The following is a 15,223-nucleotide window of genomic DNA, read 5'->3' on the forward strand; positions in this document are numbered from 1 at the left end:
CACGTCCTCGACGGCCGCCCGGATCCGCTCCGGAGACGGCAGGTACCGGTCCATGAGCCGGGCCAGGGGCACCGGAACGTCCGGAGCCGTAACCCGCAGCACCGGACCCCGCAGGTGGAGGATCGCCTCCTCCGCCACGGTGGCGGCGATTTCGGCCCCCAGGCCGCAGGTCAGCGGCGCCTCGTGGACAATGACGAGCCGGCCGGTCTTCCGCACCGATGCCAGCAGCGTCTCCCAGTCAAAGGGAGCCAGGGTCATGGGGTCGATCACCTCGGCATCGTATCCTTCAACGGCCTGGATGGTCCGCTGGAGCATGCTGCCCCAGGCGGCCACGGTCACCGCGCCTCCCTGCCGGACGATCCGGGCCGTGCCCAGGGGCAGGGTGTAGTCCCCCTCGGGCACTTCCTCCTTCACCAGCCGGTAGAGGCGGGTCGGCTCCAGGAAGAGCACCGGGTCCGGATCGCGGATGGCGGCCAGCAGGAGCCCCTTGGCGCTGTAAGGCCCCGAGGGGACCACCACCTTGAGCCCCGGCACGTGGCAGAACAGGGCCTCGGTGCTCTCCTCGTGGAGTTCCGGCGCCTTGATGCCGCCGCCATAGGGGGTGCGGATAACCAGCGGGCAGGTGAAGCGGCCCCGGGACCGGGTGCGGATGCGTGCCGCGTGGGCCACGAGCTGGTCGAAGGCGGCATAGATGAACCCCATGAACTGGATCTCCGCCACGGGACGCATGCCGCACACGGCCATGCCGATGGCCGCCCCGGCTATGGCCGATTCCGACAGGGGAGTGTCCATGACCCGTTCCCCGCCGAACTGCTCGAACAGCCCCTCCGTCACCCGGAACACGCCGCCGTCTCTGCCCACGTCCTCGCCGAGGACCACCAGCCGGTTGTCCCGGGCCATCTCTTCCCGCAGGGCGAGGTTTATTGCCTGGACCATATTCAGTTGAGGCATGGAGCATCCTCTCCTCTAGCGGATGTTTTCCTGTTGCCGTCTCTGCCGCCGGCTCAACTCCGCGCAGGCGCAGGTGAACATCTCTCCCGGCTCCGGCGGCGGCACCGATTCGTAGCGCCGTACCGCTTCGTCGATCTCTCCCTCGGCCTGTGCCTGCACCTCGGCCCCGTAATCCCCGTTCCAGAGGCCGCGCTTTGCCAGGAACCGCTCGAAGCGGAGCAGGGGGTCCCGGTCGCGCCACGCCTCCACGTCAGCCGGGGGACGATAGCGGCTCGCATCGTCGGCGGTGGTGTGGTCGGCCATGCGGTAGGTGAGGCATTCGATGAAGGTGGGGCCGCCCCCGTTGCGGGCTCTGGCCAGGGCCTCGCCCGTGGCGCGGAATACGGCCAGCACGTCGTTGCCGTCCACCTGAATGCCCTCGAAGCCGTAGGCCAGCGCTTTCTGGGCCAGGGTTTGGGAGGCGGTCTGGGCCGCCAGGGGCACTGAAATGGCCCACTGGTTGTTCTGGCAGATGAAGACCACCGGCAGCTTCAGGGCGCCGGCCAGGTTGAACCCTTCGTGAAAGTCCCCCTTGGAGGTGGCGCCGTCGCCGAAGTAGGCCGCCACGGCCGACCGGTCGCCCCTGGCCCTGGCCGCCAGCGCCGCCCCTGTGGCATGGGGGATGTGGGTCCCCACGGAAACGCAGATGGGAAAGAGGTTCATGCCGTCCGGTGTCCGTAGTCCCCGCTCGTCGCCGCCCCAGTACTGGAAGAGCTGGTGGACCGGGTAGCCGAGGGTGAGGTGGGCGCCCATCTCCCGGAAGGAGGGGAAGACCCAGTCGCTTGGCTGAAGGGCGAAGGCGCTCCCCACCTGGGCCGCCTCCTGGCCCAGCACCGAGGGGTAGGTGCCGATCCTGCCCTCCCGCTGGAGCGCCAGGGCGCGGCGGTCAAAGGTACGGGTCAGGAGCATCAGGTAGTGGAGCCGCCGCAACTGGTCGCCCGAAAGGCCGGGGAGGAGCGCCTCGTCCGCCGTGCCGTCCGCAGCGATGATCTCGATCCGCCGGACGCCGAATGTCTGAATCGTTGTTTCGGGCATGGGATCACTCTCGTTCAGGTTGATGATGCCGCAGGCCCGGGCACTGAGGGTGTCGCGGCCCGGTCGTCATCGCCGTGTTACGAGCAAGGATACCAGAGTGTTCCGGTTTCGCATCACTTGCCGCCGGGCGCAGGCCCCGAAGCGGCCGGCGGCCCGCTGTTGGCTGCCAGGAGGAGATCGGCCTCCGCCTCCAGTTCGCGCATGACGCGGCGGGTGTAGAGTATGGAAACGGCCGCCGCGCTCCAGGTGACGAGCGCGAACCCCCACCAGATGCCGGGCAGTCCCCAGCCGAGCCGCAGGGCCAGAAGCCAGAAGACCGGCACCGGGGCCAGAATCTGGCGGAACAGCCCGATCCAGAGGGCGAAGGCGGGGCGCTGGAGCCCCTGGAGGGCCGAGTTGTTCACGTACAGGATCACATAGGCCCCGAGCACCAGGGCCTCCACCCTCAGGAATCCCGCCCCCCGGGCAACCACTGCGGGGTCGTCGGTGAACAGGCCCACCAGGGGGGCCGCCGTGGCCATCATCAGCACCGTCCCGGCCACCATCATCAGGAGTCCGGCCCGCAGAGCCCGGGACAGGGCCTCCCGCACCCGCGCCAGCTTTCCCGCGCCGAAGTTCTGGGCCACCAGGGACAGGACCGCCACGTTCAGCCCCATGGCCGGCAGGAGCACGATCTGCTCGATGCGGGTGCCGATGCCGTAGGCGGCCACCGCTTCTTTCCCGAACCGTCCCGCGAACCAGGTGATCACGAAGATGCCCAGGGACACGGTCAGCATGTTGAGGCTTGCCGGGAATCCCTGGCCGAAGAGCCGACGGAACGCCTCCCGCCGCGGTGCCATCAGCCGCCACGACCGCCCCGACAGAAGCCCGGTCCGCCGGACCCGGCCCAGGAGGTAGAGGTTGCCCGCGGCCTGGATCATCACCGTGGCCAGGGCGATGCCGCCGATGCCCATGGCCGGGATGCCGAAGCCGCCGTACATGAACCAGGGGTCCAGGGCCAGGTTCAAGAAGAAGCCCGTCACCAGGAAGTTGCGGAAGCTTTTGGTGTCGCCCGCGGCATTGAGCATGGAGTTGAGAATATAGTTGCCCATGAAGAAGATGCTGCCGGCAAAGAGGACGTTCATGTAGGCCAGGGCCAGGGCCAGGTAGTCGCCGGAGGCCCCCATGAGCCGGAAGATCGCCGGTGACGCGACGAGCCCGGCGGCCGTGAGGAGCAGGGCGTGGAGCACCCCGAAGGAAACCGCCTGGGCCGCGTAGAGTTCGGCATCCTCGCGATTGCCGCTCCCCAGCGCATGGCCGATGAGGGCCGTGGCGCCCATGGAGGTTCCCGCCCCCAGGGCCAGAACGATGAAAAAGAGGGGAAAGGAAAGGGACAGGGCCGCCAGCGCCTTGGTGGAGATGAGGCCGCCGTAGAAGGTGTCCACCACGTTGAACATGGTGTTGAAGAAAAAGCCGGTCCCCACGGGCACGGCGAGCCGGACCAGGAGTTGCGGGATGGGATCGCGGATCAGGTCGACAGAGGATTTCATCCTGCTAATAGTACCATCCCTTGATCCGTTTGGGGACCACGCAGCACCGGCGCGCGGAACTCACAGCTTGAATTGGCCGACCAGGCGCTGGAGCTCCTCCGACTGTCTGGAAAGGGTGGCTGCCGCCCCGGCCGTTTCCGTCGCCCCCTGGGCGGTCTGGTCAACCACGGCGGTTATCTGCTGGATGTTGTTGGATATCTCTGCGGTGGTGCTGGTCTGCTGTTCGGCCGCGGTCGCTATCTGGTTGATCTGCTGGGTGACGTCGCTGATCTGCTGGAGGATGTGCTCCAGGGACCTGGCGGATTCGCCCGAGTACTCGGTTCCCTTCTCCACTTCCGCCACGCCTTCGTCGATCGCTGAAATGGCCTCTTTCGTCTCATTCTGAACGGATTTGATCATCTGGCTGATTTCGCGGGTCGCGCGGGTGGTGCGCTCCGCCAGGGCGCGGACTTCGTCGGCCACGACGGCGAAGCCGCGGCCCTGTTCTCCCGCCCGGGCGGCCTCGATGGCGGCATTCAGGGCCAGCAGGTTGGTCTGATCGGCAATGTCCTGGATGGTTTCGATGATCTGGCCGATCTGGTCCGACCGGGAACCCAACCCCTCGACGGTCCTGGCCGCGCCCTTGACCTTGCCGGCGATGCGCTCCATGCAATCCGTTGTCCGGCGAACCACCTCGGAGCCCGAACGGGCGGTAGCGCTGGCGCGGGTGGAGTTGTCCGCCGCGCTCAGGCAATTGTCGGCTATGTCGCTGGAGGTGGCGGCCATCTCTTCGCTGGCAACGGCAACCGTGTTGGCCTGGGATGCCACATTCTCCGTTCCCGAGGCGATCCGGTCGGCGTTGGCCTGAAGCTGCCGCGACGCCAGCGCGACCTCCTCCGATGTCTGCGATATCCGGGAGATGATCTCGCGCATGGTTGACTGGAGGCCGCCGATGGAGCGGATGATGTCGCTGATCTCGTTGTTGCGTTTGGGAGCGATCGTCTCCGTCAGATCACCTCTGGTTATCCCGGCCAGATAGCCCATGATCCGCGCGAGCGCATCATTGACCGTCCAGAAGAGCAGCCAACTGAACAAAGCCCCGAGAAGCACGAATACGGATGTGGACACGATGGCCTGGGACGTCGAGAACACGCGCCCTGCAACGACCGCGACTATGATGCAGAAGCTGTAACAGACGCACAGCAGAATGATCCGCGTTCGGATCTTCAGGTGAAGGTAGAGATTCAGTAAATATGACATGACCGCCCCCCGACAGGCACTGCCCGTTCTGGATTACCATTGTTCTTATCGTCATGCCGCGCTGTTTCTCCAGAGAAATAGTTGGGGCACGGAACAAACGTGAAGATCAGGCATGGCGGGATGCGCCGGAAAACCGGGGGACGGTATCCTGCGTGAGATGGCGCCGTGGCACCGGGCCGTCCGGACGGAGAGGGCCGCCGTGCGCCGCGATCAGTACTTGAGGACCTTTGCCAGGAAGTTCCGCAGCTTGTCGCTCCGGGGATTGACGAACAGCTCCGCCGCGGGCCCCTCGTCGACGGCCATCCCGTCGCAGACGAAGAGGCAGCGGTCCGCCACGCTCCGGGCAAAGCCCATGTGGTGGGTGGCCATGATGATGTCGCGGCCTTCGCTGCGCAGCTCCATGATGATGTCCAGCACCTCGGCGGTCATTTCCGGGTCCAGGGCTGAGGTGGGCTCGTCCAGCAGGAGAAACCGGGGCCGGATGGCCATGGCCCGGGCAATGGCCACCCGCTGCTGCTGGCCGCCCGAGAGCTCGGCCGGCCTCTTGGCCGCATGGGGGGCGAGCTGGAAGCGCTCCAGGAGCGCCAGGGCCTGGTCCCTTGCCTCGGCCGGCGGGATGCCGTGCACCTTTGTCAGGGGGAGGGTGATGTTCTCGAGGGCCGAGAGGTGGGGGAAAAGGTTGTAGGCCTGGAACACCGTGCCGATCCTCCGCCGGTGGGCCAGGAGGCTCCCCTCGTCGAACCCGATCCGCTCGCCGTCGATCTCCAGTTCTCCCCCGTCCGGGGCGGTGAGCCCGCCGATGACCCGCAGCAGCGTCGTCTTGCCCCCGCCGGAGGGGCCGATCACCGCCAGGGCCTTGAACTCGGCCAGATCCAGCGACAGGCCGGCCAGGGCGGCTTGGCTCCCGAACCGCTTGGTTATCCCCGCCAGCCTAAGTCGCATAGCGGAATTTCTTCTCGAGCCGGCGCGAAAGGAGCGAGATGGGCAGGGTGATGGCCAGGTAGCCGATGGCCAGGGGCAGGTAGCTTTCCAGGGTGCTGTAGGTGAAGGCGTTCACCTCCTGGGCGTTGAGGGTGAATTCGCTCACGGCGATGATTGACAGGAGCGACGAGTCCTTGACGATGGAGGCGAACTGCCCCGCCAGGGGGGGGATGGTCTGGCGGAACGCCTGGGGAAAAACCACGTACCGGTAGATCTGGGCGCGGGTGAGGCCGATGGCCCGGGCCGATTCCATCTGGGAGTCGCCCACGCTTTCGATGCCGGCCCGGATCATCTCCGAGATGTAGGCCCCGGCAAACAGCGACAGGGTGATCACTCCCACCAGGTAGCGGTCGCTTACGCCGAAAGCGTCGGCCACCACATAGAAGAACACCAGGATCTGCACCAGCAGCGGCGTTCCCCGGATCGTCTCCACGTATATCCGGCCCAGGTAGCGCAGCGGCAGCAACCGGCTCCGTTGGGCCAGGGCCGTGCAGAAACCGATCGCGAACGAGAGAAACAGCGCCGCCGCCGAGATGGCGAGGGTCATGAGCCAGCCGTTGATGAATTTCTGCCGGTAGGCGTAGACCGATTCCCACCCCCAGTGGTACTGGAGGGTGTGAAAGGCGTAGGCAAAGATGAGCGTCACCAGGAAAAAGGCGATGAGGATGCCGACGATGCGGGCCGGGAGGGGGACGGCGCCTCCCTCCCGGCAGTCATGGGGTGCGAAGAGAAGATTCATGGCGTCCTAGAGATAGAAGGGATAGCCCAGTTTCCTGAACGCTTCCTTCTGCTCCTTGAGGTACTTGTCGCCAAGCGTCTCGAAACCGCCTTTCTTGCGGAAATCGGCCAGGAAGGCGTTCACTTTCGTCCTCAGGTCATCGTTGCCCTTGCGGATGCCCACTGCCCACGATTCCTTCTGGAACGGCTCCAGGATGGCGCGGGTGGTGGCCCGGTTCTTCTGCCAGTTCTGGTAGGTGGACATCTGGTCGTAGATGAAGGCGTCGGCTTTCCCCTGCACCACTTCGAGGACGGCCGCGGCTTCCTTGTCGAGGACGAGCACCCTGGCCTTTTTCAGGTTCTTGCCGGCCCAGGCGTGGCCCGTGGTCCCCTTTTTGACCGCAACGCTGCGGCCCGGCTGGTCCAGGTCGCCGATGCCCTTTACCGGCGATTCCTTCTTGACCAGGAGGCAGAGCCCCGTGTTCAGGTAGGGGTCGGAGAAGTCGATGGACCTGGCCCGCTCCGCATTGGCGGTCATGGATGAGATGATGAGGTCGATCTTGCCGGTTTTCAGGGCAGGGATCAGACCGTCGAAGGCCATGTTCTGGATCACGATCTTCTTGCCCAGGGCCCGGCCGAGTTCCGTGGCAAGGTCGACGCTCACGCCGGTGGGCTTGCCGGTCGTGTCGGTCATCTCGAACGGCGGATAGGCCAGTTCCATGCCGACGACGAGCGAGTCCCCCGCGGCGCGGGCAAGGGAAGCGTTCAGGAGCAGAACGAAGAAGAGTCCGATAAGCCATCCCGCCGCCCGGAAGCGGAGTGTGCGTGCGATAACCATGGGGTCCTCCAGTGAGTGTGATATGGCGGCCGTGCTGAAAAAAACGGCCCGCGCATCGGTCACGGGCCGTTTTCCATGCCGCAGGGTCTGTGCTGCCGGCTACTTCAACGGCACCGGGTTACATACGTTGTCCGGCGAGTTGGCCAGTGCGCCGCAATTGCCGCATTTAACGGTGGGCGAGGCGGAGAGGCTTGCCACCTCATCGCTGCATCCCTCGGCCTTGAGGGCACACATATGCATTTTGTGGGCTGTGATGTCGCATGCCATTTGACGTTCCTCCTTGCGCGTTGTTCCCGACAGTGGAAGTCTAGCGCGGGACAGCCCCCTGTCAAGGCACGGATGGTGCTGGACGGGAGGGAGGGTTTTAGCTATCATGGCGCCACGCACCGTCCCGCGGAGGCCCCGCCGATCCATGAAAAACCGCCTGATCGAGTCGACCCGTTACATCATCCTCATCGCCGTGATCGGCTCCTTTGCCGCCGCCGTCACCCTCATCGTCTATGGCGGAATCTTCGCATTCCGCACGATCATCGAGACCCTGGCCTCCGGCTACGTGAGCAGCAAGGGGATGAAATCCCTGGTCCTGTCGTTCATCGAGGTGGTCGACACCTTTCTGCTCGGCACGGTCCTCTATATCATTTCCCTTGCCCTCTACGAGCTCTTCGTCGACGACAGCGTGCAGGTTCCCGAATGGCTTTCGATCCACAGCCTGGACGACCTCAAGTACAAACTGGTGGGGGTCGTGGTGGTGGTCATCGGCGTCCTCTTTCTCGGCCAGGTGATGACCTGGGACGGCCAGCGGGATCTCCTCGGCTACGGCGTGGCAGCCTCGCTGGTCATCGCTGCCCTTACGTACTTTCTCAGTCAGAAGGAAAAGTAGGACACAACGCTGCGTGTTGACAGTGTTTACTTCCGGATGGTAATAGGTAGGGTTCGCTGCGGAAGGGGCGTTCAGCCGGTGAACGCAGCACGGGGGGGAGCATGGAACGTTTCTTCATCGTCGGGTGCGGCGATATCGGGAAAAAGGTGGCAAGGACCGCCCTGGCAAGCGGTGCCGGGGTCGCGGCCCTGATCCGGTCTCCGGATAAGGCGGCATCCCTCCGCGAAATGGGGGTGACCGCCCTGGAGGCGAACCTGGATGAACGGGATTCCCTGGCAGGGATGCCCACCCGCGGCGCCGTGGTGTTCTATTTTGCTCCCCCGCCCGGCGGAGGGTTCACCGATCCCCGCGTGCGTGCCTTCTGCGATGCCATTGCTCCGGGCGAGGAGCCGCGGAAGATCGTTTACCTGAGCACCAGTGGCGTGTACGGCGATTGCGGCGGCGAGGTCGTGACCGAAGAGACTCCGCCGAATCCCCAGACCTCGCGGGCACGCCGCCGCTACGATGCGGAAACGGTTTTCCGCCAGTGGGGGGCCGAGCGGGGCGTCCCGGTGGTCATCCTCCGGGTGACCGGAATCTACGGGCCGGGCCGGCTTCCCCTCCAGCAGCTCACCAGCGGCCAGCCGGTGCTTGAGGACAGCCTGGCTCCCGTTACCAACCGCATCCATTCGGACGATCTGGCCCGCATCTGCCTCGCCGCTGCGGAACGCGGCGAAGACGGGGACATCTTCAACGTGAGCGATGGTCACCCCACCACCATGACCGCCTATTTCGACGCGTGCGCCGACGCCCTGGGCCTGCCGCGGCCGCGCCGGGTGACCCTTGAGGAAGCCCGTCGGGTCATGACGCCGCTCATGTTTTCGTACGTGACCGAATCGCGGAAAATGGACAATCGCCTGATGCGCGAGAAGCTGCGCGTGACACTGCTCCATCCGGCCATGCAGGAGGGGGTGCGCAGCTCTGTTGAGTAGCCCGGCTGTCTGCGGAAAAAAGAAAACGCCGGACCCTGGGGGCCGGCGTCGGGGATGCGTGAAGAGATGGTGGCGCTCAGACCAGCAGCAGCGGCTTGCGCCTTCTGAGCACCTGGCAGATGAGCATGTCCTGCCGCTTTTTGCGGGGTGCTCTCTTCTTCTCGATGACGTCCCGCACAGAGAGAAGCTCCGTTCGAAGCGCTTCGCCTGCCTTTACCAGCTTGCGCGCCCGCTGGTCGCCCCGCGTATAGGGTGCAAGCAGGGTCAGGGCATCGCTGATTTTCAGGCTGACAAGAATCCGCTCCTTCAGTCCGGCATACCGGCCTTCCTGTAACCGTTCCCTGACGGCGGCGAACTCCTGCTCGAAATAGGCGAGCACCGTGTCATACATGTTTTTGTCTGCGGACATGCGTCACTTCCTGATCTGTTTCGGTGAGTGAGGGTACCGACTTGTTAAGAGTATTATTCGGCCTGGCCGGGAAATTCTTTAAGATTTTATCTAATCATGCAAAAAGTTGAATAATTGTGGGGTGTTTCGAAAAGGCAGCGGCTGCCATTTCATTGCTTGACAGGGCGGCACGTTCAGGGTTATTGGTATACGCTAATTTCTTTCGGCAATTCCTGATGGCGCCGGAAGCCGAACGAAGAAAGGAACGACTCCATGAGATGTGACAGGGGCGGTTTGAGCGGAGTGGCGGCGGTGGCGGTTCTGGTCGGGATGGTTGCCCTGTTCGGATGGATGCCGGCGGGTGACGCGAGTGAAAAGAGCGGGGCCGGGAAACTGCCCGCAGGCATGGGTACCCACGCGAGCGGGCCCGTGGCCACGGTCACTATCGAGAAGCAACCGGAGCTCTTCGCGGCCGACCCGCCCCCCCTTACGGTCACCCAGTGCGGCCAGTGCCATCCCTCCGCGTTCCAGGATATCAAGAAGGACGGCGGCCGGCATACCTTCACCTGTCAGGGCTGTCACAAGAGCTTCCACAGCTTCAATCCGCGGAAGAACAACTGGGATGAAATAATGCCCAAGTGCGCCGACTGTCACTCCACGCCGTCGGTCCCCCACGTGCAGGTCTTTACCCAGTGCTCCGAATGTCATACGAATCCGCACTCCATCGCCCGGCTTCCCATGACGAAGAAGCTCACCGACTCCTGTGCCGTCTGCCACGCTGGTCCGCCGGCCGAGTTGAAGCAGTACCCGAGCAAGCACACCAGCCTGGCCTGTGCCGCCTGCCATACGGGGCACGGGGTGATTCCGTCCTGCAACATGTGTCATAAGCCCCATTACGAAGGACAGGAGTTCAAGACCTGCGCCAGCGAATGCCACCCGGTCCACAAGCCGAAGCAGGTCACCTATGCCAAGGACGTGGGCGCGCGGACCTGCGGCGCCTGCCACGGCAAGGTCTACGCCGCCTGGACGGGAACGCCGAGCCGCCACGGTACGGTCAACTGCGCCGTCTGCCACTCCAGGCACGGCTACATTCCCCAGTGCGGCGAATGCCACGGCCTGCCGCACTCCAAGCAGCTCCACGACCGTTTCCCCAAGTGCCTGACCTGCCACCAGGACGCCCACAATCCGCCGGTGCGCCAGCGCTGACAGTCCGTTGTGATGCCCCCCTCCTCCGCCAGGATGGCCGGAGAGGGGGGCCGACATGCCCACGAGGAGGGGGATGCATTGACGCGTTCCTGGTGGATGACCGCACAACTGATACTGTTCGCAGCCGTTCTTGCCGTGCCCGCGGTCTGCCGGGCCGTTGATCTGGGGATCAGTTCCGATACCATCGTCAGGGTCTACGAGCGGGACGACCGCAACGGCAGGGGGCGCTCCCTTCTGCCGGTCTACGAATTCATGCGGATCGATTACGGCAGCGTAACCACGCCGGGGCTCTCGCTCCACGCCTACGGCTGGGGGCGGCTCGACCTGCGGGATTCGCACGAGGATGGCGATGCCGAGGGCGATCTCCTCTATGCCTATCTGGAATACATCGATCCCGACCGCGATCACCAGGTGCGGATCGGCCGCCAGTACCTGTTCGAGGGGGTGATGCGGGAGAGTTTCGATGGCCTCTATGCCAGAACGGAGCTCGTGCCGACGGTGGCCCTCTCGGCATTCGCCGGCATGCCGGTCGGTGCGGGCAGCGCGGCGGGCCGCAGCGGCGACCTGATCTACGGAGCCCGGATCGTCCAGGGACAGCGCGGCCGTTATGACGCGGGGATCTCATACAAGTACGTGGCCAATGACGGCTCCCGGAGCGAGGAGCTCCTGGGCGCCGACCTCTCCCTGATCCTGCCGGCCGGTATCTCGCTGTTCGGCCATTCGACCCTCAACCTCCTGACGGGCGGGTGGGGAGAACATTCCTACGAAGCCCGGATACCGTTTGCCTCCATGGAGTTCCGCCCCTTTTACCAACGGTACCGGTATTCCGACTATCTCAACGACCGCTCCGGGGCCTCACGGCCGTTCCGTTTCCAGACGGCACTCGGCGACCGGGTGGAGATTGCGGGCGCCGAAGGATTCTGGTATCCGGCCGAGAGCGTGGAGTTTGGCGGGAGGTACAAGTACCTCACCTATGACCGCCGGTTCGGCAACGCCCACATGGCCACCGCCCTGGCAACGGTGCGGCGGGGCATTTTTTCGGAAGCAGGCCTGGAATTCGGCCGCGTTCAGGGCGACCTGGCAGAAAACCGCTACTACCTGGGGCGCGGCTATCTCTACGGAGATTTCACCCCCTGGTTCGCCACCGGCGATGTCACCTACGTCCGCTACGACCGGGCCATCTACGGAGAGAACAGTGCGCTCTTCGTTTCCGCCGGCCTGGGGAGAAAGATGCCGGACCCGGCGCTTTCCCTCAAGCTTTCGGTGGACTACAGCAATGATCCCTATTTCCACAAGGATTACCGCGGCACCCTTGCCGTGACCTATGCGTTTCGCAGGTAAGAGCGTAATGGACCGGTCAGCGGAAAAGAAATGGAATCAGGCACATGAATCGTAGAACCGTTTTCATGGCAGGGGGGTACATGCTCCTCGCCCTTGTTGTTTCCTGCACGCAGCAGGCGCGCTACCGGCTGCCCGTCAAGCATCCGCCGATTTTCGAGCTGGGCGAGCGGCGGGAGTTCTGCACCAAGTGCCACGGCTACCGGAAGGAGCCGGTGGACTTTGAGCGCTACAATCACACGCCGTTGTTCACCGATTCGCACCGGATGGTTGCATACCAGAACCAGAACATCTGCGCCCTGTGCCACGAACAGAGCTTCTGCAACGATTGCCATGCGAGCCGGACCGAACTCAAGCCGTCGGAGAAGAACCCGACAGAGACCTTCCGCAGGATGCAGCACCGGGGCGACTATCTTTCCCGCCACCGGATAGACGGGCGGCTCGACCCATCCTCCTGCTTCCGCTGTCACGGCAACCCCCGCGCAGCCGCCACCTGTCGGCCGTGTCATGGTTGACGGCGATATCACGGATCGGAGCACGCTGGCCATGAAGAGGCTCATCGCACTCGCGGGACTCGTTGCGCTCGCCCTTGCCGGTTGCGGCGGCGGGTCAAATGCCGGCAACGGCATTTCTCCGGCTGCCACGGCGGCCCACACCCCCATCTGGGTGACCTATCACCGCTTCCCGACCACCGAAAGCTTTTCGAGCAGTGGGGCCGAGGCCCTCAACCAGTGCAAGGTCTGCCACGGAGCCAACCTGCTCGGCGCCGCGGACGGGGCGGGCGCGCCGGCATGCCTGAGCTGTCACGTGGTCGACCCGGTACCGTACCCTGAGCGCTGCTATTCATGCCACGGCAGCGACCCGGTCAAGCCCTTCTTTTCCTGGTATTCCACCATGCGCGCCACGCGCAACGGCATGCCGATCGACCCTGCGTTCGTCCAGCGGGTGCGTAACGGCAGCCTCCGCCACCTGAAGCACGACGCCGTCCCTCCCGCCGAAATGGAGAATCCCGACGCGTGTCTGCGGTGCCACGCCCCGCAGACGGAGTTTCCGGACCGTCCCCTGCCCGAAATCCACCACAAGCTGGTATTCACCTTCCGCGACATCAACAATGATGGCATTCCGGAATTCGTGGAGTGCACCTCGTGCCACGTGTACGCCATTGATCCGGAACTGAACATCCCGATCCGGGCGGTACGCGACTGCATCATCTGTCATCCGACAATCATCCGTTAACACCGTCCGCTACGGTGCGGGTCCATCCCTGAGCGCAATCTCCTGCCAGTGCTTTGCATTGGCGAATGCTGCCATATGGCGTTGCGTCTAACCTTAAATTGACACGGTACCCTATGCAGGGCTATCCGTTCATGTCTGGTAGCGGCCTGATTTGTACGCCATGCAGTGCTGGAGGATACCACGTGAAAAGACGGGCATGGAAAATGCTTTAAATTGGTTCGGGTCCAGTGGGTCAGAAAGGAGGAGAAGCGATGGCTGAAGCTCTGCAACGGGAAAATCCGAGTGGTTTCGAAGGGTCCGTCGCCGGTCTCCCCCTGACTGATGTCATTCAACTCAAGGGGCACAACCGGTTTTCCGGCTGCATTGCCGTGGAGTATCGGGAGCGGCAGGGAATGATCTTTTTCCGCGACGGCGACATCATTCATGCCGAGCAGGGAAAAATGATGGGGGAGATGGCTCTCTACGAGATCATCCGCTGGCCGGAAGGGCGGTTCACTATCCAGCCGAAGGTGACCACCACGAGCCGCACCATCCAGCAGAGCATCAGCTTCCTGCTGCTGGAGGCCCATCGCCTGATGGATGAGGAACAGGCCGCCCTGCGCGCCGATGGGGGGACACGGCGAGAGGATGAGGCGGCTCCGGCTGCCGTGCAAACCCGTATGAGCGCTGTCGCGGAACGCATCGTCAAAATTGCGGGTGTCTCCTATGCTGTTTTGATGAAAAAGGACGGAACTCCCCTTGATGATGACAGTTTCGAGGCCGAGGTTCTCTCCGCCAAGGGCCTGAGCCTCGCGGGCATTGGTTCGCGCCTGGGAGGGCTGTTCGGCCTGGGCGAGGTGAAGTCGGCGGCGGTCCATGCCCGCGGCAAGCAGATCCTTCTGTTCGAAGCAAAAAATCACTACGTCTCCATCGCGGTTCGCGGCGACAGTTCCCTGGCCCACGTGGAAAACGAGATCCGCTCCACGTTTGCCGGTCGCAAGTAGCGTGCCGCGGGCAGACCGGCGGAGGCTGACGGGTGGGAGAGGATATGCGCGAGGTTCTTACTCAGTTGAATGCGGTTCCGGGGGTTGTCGGCAGCCTTGTCTGCGGCAGCGGCGGGGAGCTCATGGTTCACGCCTTTCCCCCGCTGTTTGACGAATCCATTGTCAGACAGGCATCCGCTGCAGTGGCGGATCGCAACAGCGGCGTGCGCACCGCGGTCGGCTCCTTCGACCTGCTCGACTTCCGGTACAATGACGGGCGGATCGTCGTCAAGCCCCTGAGCGAGGCATTTCTGCTCCTGCTCTGCACCAGGGCCATCAACCTGCAGGTGCTCAACATCTCCCTGAACGTGGCCAAGGGAAAGCTTGACGCGCTCATTGCCGCAGCCACAGACCAGGTTTTCGCAAGGCCGGCGGTCGCGCAGGCGCCCGTGGCAGAGGCCGCCGCCGGCATTCTGGCCCTGCCGGCCTGCCACATCGCTGATTCCACCGTGGGGAGCTCCTTCGAGCAGTTGGGCATGGGAGCTCTCAACCAGGTCACGGCCCAGCAGGTCGGCAACTTCTACAAGACCGGAGCGGTCAAGAGACTCAAGCTCACCAGCAGCGCCAACGGCATCTCGGCGATCTTCCCCTTCATGGTGGTCAACGAGAACGATGCGGCCTATGACGGCAAAATCATCCTTTGCAGGGCCATCGAGAAGAAGCTCAAGGTCGGTCCCGGCGATCTCCTGATGGTCGAAATCCCCTGACCGGGAAGTCGTCCTGCCACTGATCCTTTCAGCGCCATCGGGCCGCTCCACTGTTGACCAGTGCGCGGTCCGATGCCGTTTGGCCGTCCCTGCGCCGCTGTTCCCGGCATGCGGACATCCGGTTTGCCTTATGCCCAAAATGGGGT

The 15,223-nt window shown here is 64.2% G+C and carries 17 protein-coding genes; 8 read left to right on the forward strand and 9 right to left on the reverse strand.

Annotation, left to right across the window (positions count from 1 at the left end):
* The 8 genes from AC6CDK_RS06310 to AC6CDK_RS06345 all read right to left on the reverse strand — a co-directional run.
* On the reverse strand, window positions 1–951 hold a 951-nt coding region (locus AC6CDK_RS06310), incomplete at its 3' end, for an alpha-ketoacid dehydrogenase subunit beta (RefSeq protein WP_496639779.1).
* 15 nt (window positions 952–966) lie between these two features.
* On the reverse strand, window positions 967–2,025 hold the full coding sequence (pdhA, locus tag AC6CDK_RS06315) for a pyruvate dehydrogenase (acetyl-transferring) E1 component subunit alpha (RefSeq protein ID WP_066357095.1): 1,059 nt from the start codon (window positions 2,023–2,025) through the stop codon (window positions 967–969).
* Window positions 2,026–2,138: 113 nt separating this feature from the next.
* Window positions 2,139–3,554, reverse strand: a complete 1,416-nt coding sequence (locus tag AC6CDK_RS06320; protein ID WP_039643283.1) for an MATE family efflux transporter — start codon at window positions 3,552–3,554, stop codon at window positions 2,139–2,141.
* Window positions 3,555–3,614: 60 nt separating this feature from the next.
* Window positions 3,615–4,793, reverse strand: coding sequence for a methyl-accepting chemotaxis protein (locus tag AC6CDK_RS06325; RefSeq protein ID WP_039643284.1), 1,179 nt, complete (start codon window positions 4,791–4,793; stop codon window positions 3,615–3,617).
* A gap of 210 nt (window positions 4,794–5,003) precedes the next feature.
* Window positions 5,004–5,735, reverse strand: a complete 732-nt coding sequence (locus AC6CDK_RS06330) for an amino acid ABC transporter ATP-binding protein (protein ID WP_039643285.1) — start codon at window positions 5,733–5,735, stop codon at window positions 5,004–5,006.
* Window positions 5,725–6,513, reverse strand: a complete 789-nt coding sequence (locus AC6CDK_RS06335; protein WP_039643286.1) for an amino acid ABC transporter permease — start codon at window positions 6,511–6,513, stop codon at window positions 5,725–5,727. Before AC6CDK_RS06335 ends, AC6CDK_RS06330 begins: the two co-directional genes overlap by 11 nt.
* 6 nt (window positions 6,514–6,519) lie before the next feature.
* Window positions 6,520–7,329, reverse strand: a complete 810-nt coding sequence (locus AC6CDK_RS06340; protein ID WP_039648097.1) for a transporter substrate-binding domain-containing protein — start codon at window positions 7,327–7,329, stop codon at window positions 6,520–6,522.
* Between the two features lie 99 nt (window positions 7,330–7,428).
* On the reverse strand, window positions 7,429–7,596 hold the full coding sequence (locus AC6CDK_RS06345) for a hypothetical protein (RefSeq protein WP_041914022.1): 168 nt from the start codon (window positions 7,594–7,596) through the stop codon (window positions 7,429–7,431).
* A gap of 145 nt (window positions 7,597–7,741) precedes the next feature.
* On the opposite strand from AC6CDK_RS06345, the gene AC6CDK_RS06350 reads away from it, so the two are divergent.
* Both AC6CDK_RS06350 and AC6CDK_RS06355 read left to right on the forward strand, forming a co-directional pair.
* Window positions 7,742–8,209, forward strand: coding sequence for a YqhA family protein (locus AC6CDK_RS06350; RefSeq protein WP_192905503.1), 468 nt, complete (start codon window positions 7,742–7,744; stop codon window positions 8,207–8,209).
* 101 nt (window positions 8,210–8,310) lie between these two features.
* Entirely contained in the window at window positions 8,311–9,180 is an 870-nt protein-coding gene (locus AC6CDK_RS06355; RefSeq protein ID WP_039643288.1) for an SDR family oxidoreductase, read from the forward strand.
* A gap of 76 nt (window positions 9,181–9,256) precedes the next feature.
* Here AC6CDK_RS06355 and AC6CDK_RS06360 read toward each other — a convergent pair whose 3' ends face one another.
* Window positions 9,257–9,589 (reverse strand): hypothetical protein, encoded by a 333-nt coding sequence (locus tag AC6CDK_RS06360; protein ID WP_039643289.1) that lies wholly within the window; start codon window positions 9,587–9,589, stop codon window positions 9,257–9,259.
* A gap of 252 nt (window positions 9,590–9,841) precedes the next feature.
* Here AC6CDK_RS06360 and AC6CDK_RS06365 point away from each other — a divergent pair, with 252 nt between their 5' ends.
* From AC6CDK_RS06365 to AC6CDK_RS06390, 6 genes are all read left to right on the forward strand, one after another.
* A complete protein-coding gene (locus AC6CDK_RS06365; protein ID WP_192905504.1) occupies window positions 9,842–10,774 on the forward strand; it encodes a cytochrome C in 933 nt (310 codons plus the stop codon).
* Between the two features lie 78 nt (window positions 10,775–10,852).
* Complete coding sequence (locus AC6CDK_RS06370; protein WP_039643291.1) at window positions 10,853–12,115, forward strand: hypothetical protein; 1,263 nt, start codon at window positions 10,853–10,855, stop codon at window positions 12,113–12,115.
* 44 nt (window positions 12,116–12,159) lie between these two features.
* Window positions 12,160–12,627 carry a cytochrome C gene (locus tag AC6CDK_RS06375; protein ID WP_192905505.1) on the forward strand — a complete coding sequence of 156 codons (468 nt, stop codon included), beginning with the start codon at window positions 12,160–12,162 and terminating at the stop codon, window positions 12,625–12,627.
* A gap of 31 nt (window positions 12,628–12,658) precedes the next feature.
* Entirely contained in the window at window positions 12,659–13,348 is a 690-nt protein-coding gene (locus AC6CDK_RS06380) for a hypothetical protein (protein WP_039648099.1), read from the forward strand.
* A 251-nt stretch (window positions 13,349–13,599) separates the two neighbouring features.
* On the forward strand, window positions 13,600–14,331 hold the full coding sequence (locus AC6CDK_RS06385) for a DUF4388 domain-containing protein (RefSeq protein WP_066357101.1): 732 nt from the start codon (window positions 13,600–13,602) through the stop codon (window positions 14,329–14,331).
* 44 nt (window positions 14,332–14,375) lie between these two features.
* The gene (locus AC6CDK_RS06390; protein WP_192905506.1) at window positions 14,376–15,077 is read left to right on the forward strand and encodes a roadblock/LC7 domain-containing protein; all 702 of its coding nucleotides are present in this window, start codon (window positions 14,376–14,378) and stop codon (window positions 15,075–15,077) included.
* Window positions 15,078–15,223: the final 146 nt, after the last annotated feature.

This window comes from Geobacter sp. PheSNFMC (assembly GCF_059620965.1).